Below are 12,819 nucleotides of genomic sequence, written 5' to 3' on the forward strand. Positions count from 1 at the left end.
ACTGCCAACATCGATATCCCGTATCCGATATTCAATGTTCAGCCGATGATTGAGGCTTTCCGTCGGCCAATGAGACTCGCAACCGCCAGCGCCAGGCACATCAGGCCGAGCGTGATCGGCAGGCCTCTTGCGCCCAGAATATCCATGGCAGCGCCGGCCAGCGGCGGCACGGCAATGCCGCCAACGCCCCACATCAAGGAAAATGCAGCGTTGCCGGCAACCAGTGTCGAGCCGGTGAAGCGTTCGCCGAGCTCGATGATCGACATCGTGTAGATGCCGTAAGAGAGAGCACCCCAGACAAAGATCATCGGCCAGATCACCGTCGACTCGATGAGGAGCGGAAGCAGGACACACCCGAGAACCGTGATCGCGACACACGCAAGCCGCACCAGACGCGCGGACAGCCTTTCCGCCAGCAGGCCGAGCGGCACCTGCATGGCGATGTTGCCGGCGATCATCACCGAAAGCAGCGCCGACATGCGGGTCTCAGTGATGCCATAATGGGTGCCGTAGACCGGCAGCAAGGCCAGCGCGCCCTGTTCGAAGCCTGCGGCAACGATAACGGCAAACAGAAGCAGCCACGCCAGCGGCACGAAGCCCAAGACGGAAACCTGATGCCCGGCCTCGTCGACCTTGGGCAAGCGCGGCAGCACCGAGGCAAGGCAGATGCCGCACAGCACGAAAGCGAAAATGCCGACGAGGAAGGGCGGCCAGCCCTCCGTGCCGACGGCAAGCAGGCACAACGGCCCAGCCGCGAAGCCAGCCGAGATGATCGTCGAATAGACGCCCATGACGCGGCCGCGCCGGGCCGGCGGCGCCAGTGCGATCACCCAGATCTCGCTCAGCACGTAAAGCGGGTTGGTCACGACGCCAATCAGGAAGCGCAGCGGAAACCACAGATAGACATCCTGCGACCAGCCGATCAGCGCCAGCACGATCGCCGAAAGCGCCGCGCAGGTGAGCGCCGTGCGCCCTGCCCCGAACTGGCGCGCCAGCGCCGGGATCAACGGTGACGAGACGATGAAGCCGATCGGTGTCATTGCCGCCGACAGGCCGATCATTGCCGGTGAGACGCCCTGGCGCTGCAGGATGAAGCTCAGCAGCGGATAGGACAGCCCCTGCGCGATGGCGAACACCGACACGGTCGCGATCACGCCGGTGATCGCCGCCCACTGCATCCCCGTCTCACTGTTGCTCGAACCGTTCGCGATCATGCCTTGCCGCTCCGGCGCACGGACGAGCGATACAGCGCGAACATCACCAGCAATGCGTCGAGGCCGGCGATCACGACCGGCAGGCCAAGCGGGCCGATGCCTTGCATGAGCAGGCCGGCACCGGGCGGGCCGACAATACCGCCGGCGCCCCACATCAGCGCGAAGGCGGCGTTGCCGGCGACCAGCACCGAACCCTTGAAGCGGCTGCCCAGCTCGACCAGCGCCATCGTGTAGACGCCGTAGCCGACGGCGCTCATCACCAGCAGCACGACCCAGATCAGCGGCGTCATGATCAGCAGCGGCAGCAAAAGCGCGCAGGTGGCGGTTGCCAGCGCACAGACGATGATCATGGCACGGCCACCAAAACGCTCCGCCAGCAGGCCGAGTGGAATCTGCAGCAGGATGTTGCCCAGCGAAAGCGCCATCACCAGCGAGGCAAGCACGGCTTCGGCCAGGCCGTAGCTTGCCCCGAAGACCGGCACCAGCGCGTAGGTGCTCTGCTGGACCGCGGCCGAAACCAGGACGGCAAGCAGCAGCGCCGGCGCCACCTTGGCAAAGCCGACAAGACCGCTGGCAGGCTGGCCATCATCCTCGAAACCGGTGAGCTTCGAAGAGACGGCGTGCAGGATCACCGCACAGAGCGTGAAGCCGGCGACACCGACCAGGAAGGGAGCCCAGCCCGACGTGCCCAGCAGGGTCAGCGCGAATGGCCCGGCCGCGTAGCCGGCGCCCATCAATGTGTTGAACACGCCCATGACCCGGCCCCGCCGCGATGGCGGCGCCAGCGACAGCGCCCATACCTCGCCAAGGATGTAGAGCGGGTTGATGACCACGCCGATGATGAAGCGGATGACGAACCAGGCCACCCAGTCCTGCAGATAGCCGATGCCTAAAAAACACAGCGCGCCGATCAGCGAGCAGCCGACCGCCAGCGTGCGCGCACCGACCAGCCGCACCGCCGCCGGCACGAAGGACGCCGAAAGAATCAGGCCGAGCGGCATCATCGCCGCCGACAGGCCGATCAGCGCCGGCGACATGCCCTGCTTCTGCATCAGCAGCGTGAACAGCGGCGAGCTCAGCCCTTGCGCGGCACCGAACATAGCAAGTGCTGTGGTGACGCCGGCAAGCGCTGCCCACTGCGTTCCCGCTTCGCCTTCGCTCGAGCCGGTCGCGACCATGCTGATACTGTCGTCCATGTGAAGTGCTGGCCATCCGGCCGGCAAGCCCGACTAGCTACTGGTTCGATCCGGGGAAAGGAAGGGCCGGACGGCGAAATCCGCTTGCGCCAATGGGACGGCGCGATCAGGGCGATGTCGCAGCCAGGCAACTGCCGTTCCGGCATGTCGCTTCCCTCGCCCTAGTGGTCGCCGCCTCCGCAATGGTCGGCGGGTCGCCGGTCCATTATGCCGCCCGTTATCGCATCGTACGAGGACCATCATGACCGCCGCCCTACAACCTGCAGAACCGGCATTGGCCACCGACCGCGCCCGTCGCGGCGGCCGCGCCGGAAAGCGCGCCGGCGGCTCGGCGGCGTTCGAGCAGCCGGCTTTCCGCCAGCTGAAGAACCCGCTGACGCCAACAAAGCTGGTTTCGGACGACGAGCTGGAATCGATCCATCTCGCCTCCTTGCGCGTGCTGAGGGAAATCGGCGTCGACGTTCTGCATGACGAGGCCCGGAGCATCATGAAGGCGCATGGCGCCGACGTGCGCGACGGCAGCGAGCGGGTGCGCTTCGACAGCGACATGATCCTCGAGCTGGTGTCGCACTGCCCGTCGGAATTCACCATCCATGCCCGCAACCCCGCGCACAATGTGTGCTTCGGCGGCAACAATTTGATCATCTCGATGATGGCCTCGGCGCCCAATTGCTCCGACATCGATCGCGGTCGCCGGCCTGGCAACCAGCAGGACTACCGCAACTTCCTCAGGCTCGCGCAGATGCACAACATCCTGAATTGCACGGGCGGCTACCCGGTCGAGCCGACCGATATCCATCCGTCCGTCCGGCACCTCGAATGCATACGCGATCTCGCCACGCTGACCGACAAGGTGTTCCACATCTATTCGCTCGGCAAGGAGCGCAACGTCGACGGCATCGAGATCGCCAGGATCGCGCGCGGCATCAGCCACGAGCAGATGCTGGAGGAGCCATCGGTCTTCACCATCATCAACACCAATTCGCCGCTCAAGCTCGATGTGCCGATGATGGAAGGCATCATCCAGATGTCGAGCAAGGGCCAGGTCGTCGTCGTCACGCCGTTCACCCTGTCGGGTGCCATGGCGCCGGTCACCATCGCCGGCGCGCTGGTGCAGCAGAACGCCGAGGCGCTGTCCGGCATGGCCTTCGCCCAGATGGTGCGTAAGGGTGCGCCCGTCGGCTATGGCGGCTTCACCTCCAATGTCGACATGAAGTCCGGTTCGCCGGCCTTCGGCACGCCGGAATACATGAAGGCGCAGTTGGTCGGTGGTCAGCTTGCCCGCCGCTACAACATCCCCTACCGCACCTCCAACACCTGCGCCGCCAACACGGTCGATGCGCAGGCGGCTTATGAGAGCGTGTTCTCGCTGTGGGGCGCCATCCAGGGCGGCGGCAATCTGATGATGCATGCCGCCGGCTGGCTCGAGGGCGGCCTGCGCTGCTCCTACGAGAAGACCATTTTGGACATCGACCTGCTGCAGATGGTGGCGGAGTTCCTGACCCCGCTCGACCTGTCCGAAGAAGCGCTCGGCTTCGACGCCATCCAGTCGGTCGGCCCCGGCGGCCATTTCTTCGGCACCCAGCACACGCAGGACCGCTACAAGACCGCCTTCTACTCGCCGATCCTCTCCGACTGGCGCAATTTCGAGACCTGGGCGGAAGCCGGCTCTCCGACAGCGCTGGAAAAGGCCAACAAGGTGTGGAAGGAGCGGCTGGCCTCCTACGAAGAGCCCTATATGGACCCGGCCATCCGCGAGGAGCTCAACGCCTTCGTCGAAAAGCGCCGGTCCGAGGGCGGTGCGCCGACCGATTTCTAAACGGCACGCGGCGCGCCGTGTTTGACTTCAGCACCGCGGCGTCCCCACCGCCGACCCAAAAAACCTGATACAGTTTACGCAAAAACGGACCTATCTTGATGAAATCTCATGTAAAAGCGGTTGTCATCGGCGGCGGCGTCGTCGGCTGCTCGGTTCTCTACCATCTGGCCAAGGCCGGCTGGACCGACATCATGCTGATCGAGCGCTCTGAGCTCACCTCAGGCTCATCCTGGCATGCGGCAGGCGGCTTCCATACGCTGAACGGCGACCCCAACGTCGCCAAGCTGCAGGCCTATACGGTGCAGCTCTACAAGGAGATCGAGGAGATTTCCGGCCAATCCTGCTCGCTGCACCTGACCGGCGGCGTGATGATGGCGGATACGCCCGAGCGCATGGACTTCCTGCGCCTCGCCCACGCCAAGGGCCGCTATCTCGGCATGGACACCGAACTGATCACGCCGTCCGAAGCCAAGGCGATGTTCCCGCTGATGGACGAGACCAATTTCGTCGGTGCCATGTGGGATCCGGTCGAAGGCCATCTCGATCCGTCCGGCACGACGATCGCCTATTCCAAGGCGGCCAAGAAGCTCGGCGCCGAGATCGTGCTGCGCAACCGCGTCGTCGAGCTGACGCAAGAGGTCGACGGCACCTGGAACGTCGTCACTGAACAGGGCACGGTCAAGGCCGAACATGTCGTCAACTGCGGCGGCCTGTGGGCACGCGAGATCGGCCGCATGGTCGGCGTCGAACTACCGGTGCTGGCCATGGAGCACATGTATCTGCTCACCGAGCCGATGCCGGAAGTCGAGGAATTCAACAAGTCGACCGGCCGCGAGATGATCGGCGTGCTCGACTTCAAGGGCGAGATCTACACCCGCCAGGAGCGCAACGGCATCCTGCTCGGCACCTATGAAAAGGCCTGCAAGCCGTGGTCGCCGGTCAACACCCCCTGGGATTTCGGCCATGAACTGCTGCCGCCGGACCTCGACCGCATCGCGCCATCGCTGGAGATCGGCTTCAAGCATTTCCCCGGCATCGAGAAGGCCGGCATCAAGCAGATCATCAATGGCCCATTCACCTTCGCACTCGACGGCAACCCGCTGGTCGGCCCGGTGCAGGGCCTGACCAATTTCTGGTGCGCCTGCGCCGTCATGGCCGGTTTCAGCCAGGGTGGCGGCGTCGGTCTGGCGCTGTCGAACTGGATGGTCCATGGCGATCCCGGCTTCGACGTCTGGGGCATGGATGTCGCCCGCTTTGGCGAATGGGCCGGCCTGCGCTACACCAACGCCAAGGTGCGCGAAAACTATTCGCGACGCTTCTCCATCCGCTTCCCCAATGAGGAACTGCCGGCGGCGCGCCCGGCGCAGACGACGCCGCTCTACGACACGATGCTCGCCAACAACGCCGTCATGGGCGACAGCTGGGGTCTCGAAACCCCGCTGTGGTTCGCGCCGCAGGGCAAGGAGCCGAAGGACATCGTCTCCTTCCATCGCTCCAACGATTTTGGGCCGATCGGCGAGGAAGTGCGCGCCACGCGCGAGCGCGTCGGCGTCACCGAGATCGCCAACTTCGCCAAATACGAAGTGTCGGGACCAGGGGCGGAAGATTTCCTCAACCGGCTGATGACCAACCGCATGCCGAAGACCGGCCGCATCGTGCTGACGCCGATGATCAACGAATTCGGCAAGCTGATCGGCGACTTCACCATCGCCAAGGCGGGCGAAGACCGCTTCATGATCTGGGGCTCGTCGGCCGCGCAGAAATATCACATGCGCTGGTTCGAGAAACATCTGCCCAAGGATGATTCAGTGCGCATCCACCGTTTCGACCAGACGCTGGTCGGTCTGTCTATCGCCGGGCCTAAGTCCCGCGACCTCTTGCAGAAGCTCGTCGATGTCGACATCTCGACAAAAGCCTTCCGCTTCATGGATTTCCGCGAGATGGCGGTCGGCGGCGCGCCCTGCCTGGTCAACCGCATCACCTACACCGGCGATCTCGGCTACGAGATCTGGATGGCGCCGGCCTACCAGCGCCTCGTCTATAAGGCGATCAAGGATGCCGGCGAGGAGTTCGGTCTCGTCGATTTCGGCATGCGCGCTCTGCTGTCGATGCGCCTGGAAAAGAACTTCCCGACCTGGTTCCGCGAGTTGCGCCCGATCTATGGACCGTTCGAAGGAGCGATGGACCGCTTCATCAAGCTCGAGAAGAACGACTTCATCGGCCGGGAGGCTGCCGCCAAGGAACAGGCGGAGGGGCCAAAACTGCGCCGTGTCTCCTTCATCGTCGATGCCGCCGACGCCGACGTGATGGGCGACGAGCCGATCTGGGCCAAGGTCAGCAAGGATTACGGCACGGTGGAAAAGCCGCATGGCTACGGCGCGCCGCGCTTCGACACAGGCGGCAAGGAAATACGCGGCTCCAAGGCTGCTGAAGGCGCTTCCGCCGTGCGCGGCATCGTCGACGGCGACTGGCGCGTGGTCGGCTGGGTCACCTCAGGCGGCTATGCACACTATGTGCAGAAGTCGATGGCGCAGGGCTACGTTCCGGCAGCACTCGCCGAGGACGAAAGTGCGGGACTGTTCGAGATCGAGATCCTCGGACATCGCCGGCCGGCCCGCATCAACGTCGAAGCGCCGTTCGACCCGAGCGGCGAGAAGATGCGGACCTGAGCCCATGGACAGCGCGGGGCCAAAGGGCAACTTTGGCCGCCATCGCAAGATCATGCCGTTCGAGCCTGGCTCGATCGAGGCGCTGCGCGACGCCTCCCGCCAGAAGGCGGCTTCGCTCAACCAGCATGTGCTGGGCTATGGCGCGCAAGCGGAAGCTGAATGGGCAGCGGCAGGTATTGCCGCTCCCGATCTGCCGGCGATGCGCCAATACCGGCTGGAGCGCATCCGCGCCGAGCTGAAGCGCCGAGACTATGCCGGCGCCCTGCTCTACGACCCCGTCAACATCCGCTACGCCACCGATTCCACCAACATGCAGCTGTGGGTAGCGCACAATCCGACGCGGCATTGTTTCGTCGCCACCGAAGGACCGGTGGTGCTGTTCGACTATTTTTCCTGCGAGCACCTGTCTGACCATTCCGGCGTCGTCGATGAGGTGCGGCCGGCTGTCTCATGGATGTATCTCTATGGCGGCGAGTTGACCGAGCAAAAAGTCCGCCGCTGGGCTGCCGGCATCGCCGATCTGGTCAGGGAACATGGCGGCGGCAACAGCCGCATCGCCGTCGATCACATCAATCCGGAAGGCCTCGAGGAACTCGCACGCCTGGGTGTGACGATCGGCAATGGCGAAGCGGTGATGGAAAATGCGCGCCTGATCAAATCATCAGACGAAATTCTCGCCATGCGCCGCGCCATCGTCGCTTGCGAGGCGGCGATGGGCGAGATGGAGCGGGCTTTGCAGCCAGGGATTTCCGAGAACGAGCTGTGGGCCGAACTGCATCGCGGCAACATTGCGCGTGGTGGCGAATGGATCGAGACGCGGCTGCTGACGTCAGGCCCGCGCACCAATCCGTGGTTCCAGGAATGCTCGTCGCGCAAGATCGAAGCCGGCGACCTCGTCGCCTTCGACACCGACCTGATCGGCCCCTACGGCTTCTGTGCCGACCTGTCGCGCACCTGGCTGTGCGGCGATGCAAATCCGACTAACGAACAGCGCGACCTGTTCCGCATCGCCGCCGATCAGATCGGGTACAACACGCAATTGATGCAGCCCGGCATTTCGTACCGCGACCTTGTCGAGCGCTCGGCGGTACCGCCCGGAGATTGTTTTCCGACCCGCTACGGCGTGCTTTATCACGGCGTCGGCCTGGCTGATGAATACCCGACCTTGCCGCATGCCAGCGACTGGACATCAGACACTCCGGACGGTGTACTGGAACCCGGCATGGTGCTGTGCGTGGAAAGCTATATCGGCAGGCTTGGCGGGCGCGAAGGCGTCAAGATCGAGGAGCAGATCCTCATCACCGAAACCGGCAACGAAAAACTTTCAACCTACCCGCTGGATGCGAGGCTGCTCGGCTAGTCCCGCTAGCGCCTCGCGCAGCGCCCTGACCGTCTTTTCCGGCGTCGTTGCGGCGGTGATGAACGGCAGGCCTTTGCGCCACCCTGTCCAGCCAACGATCACGACTTCCCGCGCCGCAGGTTCGAAACGCTGCGCCTGCGCCCAGCTTTCGCAGTCGATGGCCGCGACATCCGCCTTACCCTCGGCCACAGCGACGATCGAGCCGCGATGGCCGCCGCTTTCGCTGCGCGTCGAGAAAATGTCCAGGCTTTCGCCGGCCGCTTGCAAGTCGCGCGTCAAAGCAATGATGCCCGACATGGAATCGAGGCTGTTGAAGGTGAAGCGCTTGCCGCGGATCAGATCGAGCGGGATGAGAGCGCGGCCATCCGCAGGCGATCGAACCTCCTGCCCCTCGCCTGTCCGCATCACCAGCGCGCTCGAATAGAGTTCGCCCTGCCCGCCTTCATAGGCGTCGTAGCTCGGCTGGCCGACCACCTGAACCTGCCTGGACAGACCGAGCTCCATCGGTCCCCAGCAGGTCTGCGCGAACAGCAGTGCCGGGTGCAGCCAAAGCTTGTGAAAATCGAGTTCGTCAGGTGGCAATGTCGCCGGGTCTGGCGCGATCAGCTTTCCCTGGGCATCGTGAATGCCACCCGGCACCGGCGGCAGGTCACCATTGCGGCGCACGATCGTTTGCGGCGCGTCGATCCCCTTTTTCCGGAAAGCGTCGCGCAACAGTGCCCATTGGGCGTCGACCTCGTCGCGCGCTTCGGGCCAGTCATACATCGGCAACGCCGCAACCAATTCGCTCATGCCGGGATCTGACCGTTATATCTGGGATTGAAGGGAACCGACCGCAGCCAGTCTAGCAGGCTGTGCCTGCCTGCCGCAAAACTCATTCCTTGGGCGGCTCGGCGGGAACCGGCGCGGTGCCGAGGCCATTGATGCTGCGCGCCCTGATGCGTGGCTTGAACGCCCTGCCCGGCTCCGGCGCACGCCGCAGCACCGGGTGCACGATCGGCTCCTTGGCCCTGAAGGCATAGGCTTTGATCAGCGCGAAATAGTTCGGATAGGCATAGCCATTGTTCATCCGCAGCCATTCGTCGCGACGGTCGCGAAACAGTTTCGGCAGCCGGTACCAGGCCACAGTCGGGCTCTTGTGGTGGACGAAATGCAGATTGTTGTTGAGGAACAGGAACGACAGCGGCGAGCGCTCGACGATCACCGTGCGGCCTTCCGGGTGTTCGGACCATTGATGCTCGGCGAAGGTGCGGATCGAGATCAGCGACTGGCCGAGCCAGACCGGCACCAGGATGTAGAGCCACAGCGGGATGCCGAAGCCGAACTGGACGATGGGCATCACGATGGCGAGGCCGATCGCATGCAGCAGCCACGCCTTGCGGATCGCCTTGTCGCCGGCGATCATGTGCTTGGCGTCGTCGATGAAGAAGCCGACGCAGGACAGCCAGGGGCCGAGAAAGAAGCGGCCGGCCATGGTGTTGTTGATCTTGAGCAGGAATTTCATCGTCGGCGGCAGGTCGTCATGCTGCCAGAGCGCCTGGTAGTAGCTCTCGGGATCATCCAGCGGATCGGTCAGCCGCTCGTCGGCATGGTGGCGCAGGTGAATGGTCTTGAAGCGGCGGAATGGCCAGACGAGGCCGATCGGCAGGAAGACGAAGGCTTCGTTGACCCGCGCGTTGCGCGTCGGATGACCGTGCAGCACTTCGTGCATGATCGAGGATTGCAATGCGGCGGTGAAGGCCAGGACGGCGAGCGCTGGGATCGGGTAGGATGGCCAGAGCAGGAAACCGGTGGCGAACCATGTTGCGTAACAGAAGAAAGCGAGAACCACGGTCGGCCATTCGATGGCTGGTACGCTACGCTGTCTGATGCTCTTGCCCGTCATGCTATCGACCACTGTCCTCAGTCGCCGGAACCCCAATTGGTTCCTGACATCATTGTGTCAGGAGAAGTGATTCCACTCAACGAGACAAAGTGTACAAAATGTTGCGATTGCGCATTTTTGACCGCACATGTTACACATTGTGAACAACCTTAGGGATTCATTTACGCCTGAGACGCCCATTCGGCAGCTTTGGCGCAAATTTTTCCTCCCGATTCGCGGAGTCAGGTGATGGACAAACGAGATCTGTCGGCAGTCTTTCGGGAGCGTCTGAAGCTGCTCCTGACAAGGTCCGATCTTAACCAGTCAGCATTCGCGACCGCGGTCGGCATCGATCGGTCGGCATTGTCGCAGCTGCTGTCGGGCGCCTCGACACGCCTGCCCCGGGCGGAAACGCTGCTCAACATCGCCGCCGAGTTCAAGGTGTCGCTCGACTGGCTGCTCGGCCTCAGCCAGGACGAGGGTGTCACCGGTGAAATCCGCGAAAGCCTGGAGATCGAGGAAGCGCGCGATGGTTTCGACCGCACGCTGCTGGCAAAATGGTTCGCCGAGGCGGCCGGCACCAAGATCCGCTATGTACCGGCCGGCATTCCCGATCTTCTGCGAACACACGCGCTCGTCGACTACGAAGCCAACATCACCAACAGAAGCCGTCTGACGCAGGCCAACGAAACCCAATACCGCATCGACTATAACCGGCGCCCGGAAACCGACATGGAAGTCTGCATGCCGCGCCATACGCTGGAGATCTTCGCCCGCGGCCTGGGCGTGTGGGACCGTTTTCCGGAGGTCGACCGCCGACAACAACTCGCCCATATGGCAACGCTGCTTGACGATCTCTACCCGACCTTCCGCCTGTTTCTCTATGACGGCCGCATGCGCTACTCCATTCCCCTCACCATCTTCGGCCCCTATCGGGCGGCCATTTATGTCGGCGACATGTATGTGGTGCTGAACGCTACCCAGCCGGTCCAGGCCCTGACCCAGCATTTCGACAATCTGATCCGTGCCGCCGACGTCAACCCGCATGAGGCCGCCGCCTTCGCGCGCAATCTGGCTGACATGTCGTTCGCATCAGGCTCTGCCTGATCGACGGCAATCGTGGTCGTCTGAATGGCCCTTGGCCATCGAAATGGCCGAGGGCGCCACCGCTATTTCATTGACTACACATAAAGACTTCTTTATATCCTTATTCGAATTCAAAACATGAAAGCCAATCCGATGACGACGACCAACCCTATCGATGCGCTGCTGGCTGAAAAGGGCGTGCTGCTGGCCGATGGCGCCACCGGCACCAACCTCTTCGCCATGGGGCTCGAAGCTGGCGAAGCGCCGGAGCTGCTGAACGAGACGGCGCCCGACACCATCACCAGCCTGCATCAGAATTTCGTCGATGCCGGTGCCGACATCATCCTCACCAATTCCTTTGGTGGCACCCGTCACCGGCTGAAGCTGCACCATGCGCAGGACCGCGCACATGTGCTGAACAAGCGCGCCGCCGAGCTCGCCCGTGCCGTCGCCGATAAGGCCGGCCGCAAGGTGATCGTCGCCGGCTCCGTCGGTCCGACCGGCGAATTGCTGGTACCGCTCGGTGCCATGACCTATGACGAGGCAGTCGATGCCTTTGCCGAACAGATCGAGGGTCTCAAGGCCGGTGGTGCAGAAGTCGCCTGGATCGAGACCATGTCGGCTCCCGACGAGATCCGCGCCGCCGCAGAGGCCGCTATTCGTGTCGGCTTGCCTTACACCTACACCGGTTCTTTCGACACCGCCGGCCGCACCATGATGGGCCTGCTGCCGAAGGACATCCATGGCGTCACCGACGGGCTGTCGCAGGCGCCGCTCGGCGTCGGTGCCAATTGCGGCGTCGGCGCTTCCGACATCCTGGCCTCGCTGCTCGACATGACCGAGGCGAAGCCGGAGGCGACTGTCATCGTCAAGGGCAATTGCGGCATTCCCGAATTCCGCGGCACCGAAATCCATTATTCCGGCACCCCGGAACTGATGGCCGACTATGTCAGGCTTGCCGTCGATGCCGGCGCGAAGATCGTCGGCGGCTGCTGCGGCACCTCGTTCCAGCACCTTGCCGCGATGCGCAAGGCACTCGACGCGCACACCAAGGCAGACCGTCCGACTGTTGGCGCCATTGTCGAGCGTATCGGTCCGATGCGCAACAAGGTGGCGACGGAAAACACCGCCGAGACCAGCGAAGCCCGCCGCGAGCGGCGTCGCAGCCGGGCCTGACCTTGTCGTCTCTGGTTATTCGCTGTTGTCGGCGTAGCTCGACTGCGCCGACTTGAAATCGGTGCTGGCACCAGCTGCTGTATCGCCGCGCATCGTCATCAGCGCGCCGGATGCGCTGGGGTCGGTGATCTGCTCCAGCATGACGCGAAAGCGGTCATTGTTCAGCGCTGACAAGGCGGTGTGACGCGCTTGTGCGACATCGTCGCTGATGCGCCTGGATTCCGCCGACGGCGCGGACGAAGCCGCCGATCCTAGTGCCGGCATATCTCGTGATATCGAGTTCGCAACAGTCCTGATCAGCAATTCCGGCCCCCTCAAGCCCAAACATCAGCCTCTACGTAACAAGAGGAAATTGCGATCATGTACCGGAAATCCAACGCAATTTAACAATCCGCAAAAAAAGGCCGGCAAGGGAAGAATCCCTCGCCGGCCTGC

Annotated in this window: 10 protein-coding genes; 5 read left to right on the plus strand and 5 right to left on the minus strand. The window is 63.4% G+C overall.

Annotation, left to right across the window (positions count from 1 at the left end; translation table 11 throughout):
- Nucleotides 1–38: 38 nt before the first annotated feature.
- Nucleotides 39–1,214 (minus strand): MFS transporter, encoded by a 1,176-nt coding sequence (locus B5V02_RS29200; RefSeq protein ID WP_245446257.1) that lies wholly within the window; start codon nt 1,212–1,214, stop codon nt 39–41.
- On the minus strand, nt 1,211–2,392 hold the full coding sequence (locus B5V02_RS29205) for an MFS transporter (RefSeq protein ID WP_111547659.1): 1,182 nt from the start codon (nt 2,390–2,392) through the stop codon (nt 1,211–1,213). The genes B5V02_RS29200 and B5V02_RS29205 overlap by 4 nt, the downstream gene beginning before the upstream one ends.
- A 259-nt stretch (nt 2,393–2,651) precedes the next feature.
- Here B5V02_RS29205 and B5V02_RS29210 point away from each other — a divergent pair, with 259 nt between their 5' ends.
- The 3 genes from B5V02_RS29210 (at nt 2,652) to B5V02_RS29220 (ending at nt 8,258) form a co-directional block, all read left to right on the plus strand.
- A complete protein-coding gene (locus tag B5V02_RS29210) occupies nt 2,652–4,229 on the plus strand; it encodes a trimethylamine methyltransferase family protein (protein WP_111547469.1) in 1,578 nt (525 codons plus the stop codon).
- A gap of 98 nt (nt 4,230–4,327) precedes the next feature.
- On the plus strand, nt 4,328–6,898 hold the full coding sequence (locus B5V02_RS29215) for a GcvT family protein (protein ID WP_111547470.1): 2,571 nt from the start codon (nt 4,328–4,330) through the stop codon (nt 6,896–6,898).
- 4 nt (nt 6,899–6,902) lie between these two features.
- Entirely contained in the window at nt 6,903–8,258 is a 1,356-nt protein-coding gene (locus B5V02_RS29220) for a M24 family metallopeptidase (protein ID WP_111547471.1), read from the plus strand.
- On the opposite strand, the gene B5V02_RS29225 is transcribed toward B5V02_RS29220, so the two are convergent.
- The gene (locus B5V02_RS29225) at nt 8,223–9,050 is read right to left on the minus strand and encodes a phosphate/phosphite/phosphonate ABC transporter substrate-binding protein (protein ID WP_111547472.1); all 828 of its coding nucleotides are present in this window, start codon (nt 9,048–9,050) and stop codon (nt 8,223–8,225) included. The two genes, B5V02_RS29220 and B5V02_RS29225, sit on opposite strands and share 36 nt — an antisense overlap.
- 82 nt (nt 9,051–9,132) lie before the next feature.
- Nucleotides 9,133–10,143 (minus strand): fatty acid desaturase, encoded by a 1,011-nt coding sequence (locus B5V02_RS29230; protein WP_167458719.1) that lies wholly within the window; start codon nt 10,141–10,143, stop codon nt 9,133–9,135.
- Nucleotides 10,144–10,371: 228 nt separating this feature from the next.
- On the opposite strand from B5V02_RS29230, the gene B5V02_RS29235 reads away from it, so the two are divergent.
- Together B5V02_RS29235 and bmt are read left to right on the plus strand one after the other, a co-directional pair.
- Nucleotides 10,372–11,229 carry a helix-turn-helix domain-containing protein gene (locus tag B5V02_RS29235; protein WP_111547473.1) on the plus strand — a complete coding sequence of 286 codons (858 nt, stop codon included), beginning with the start codon at nt 10,372–10,374 and terminating at the stop codon, nt 11,227–11,229.
- Between the two features lie 132 nt (nt 11,230–11,361).
- Nucleotides 11,362–12,384, plus strand: coding sequence for a betaine--homocysteine S-methyltransferase (gene bmt, locus B5V02_RS29240; protein ID WP_167458725.1), 1,023 nt, complete (start codon nt 11,362–11,364; stop codon nt 12,382–12,384).
- 15 nt (nt 12,385–12,399) lie between these two features.
- Here bmt and B5V02_RS40870 read toward each other — a convergent pair whose 3' ends face one another.
- Nucleotides 12,400–12,648 (minus strand): hypothetical protein, encoded by a 249-nt coding sequence (locus tag B5V02_RS40870; RefSeq protein ID WP_167458720.1) that lies wholly within the window; start codon nt 12,646–12,648, stop codon nt 12,400–12,402.
- Nucleotides 12,649–12,819: the final 171 nt, after the last annotated feature.

Source organism: Mesorhizobium kowhaii (genome assembly GCF_003253745.1).
Lineage (GTDB): Bacteria > Pseudomonadota > Alphaproteobacteria > Rhizobiales > Rhizobiaceae > Mesorhizobium > Mesorhizobium kowhaii.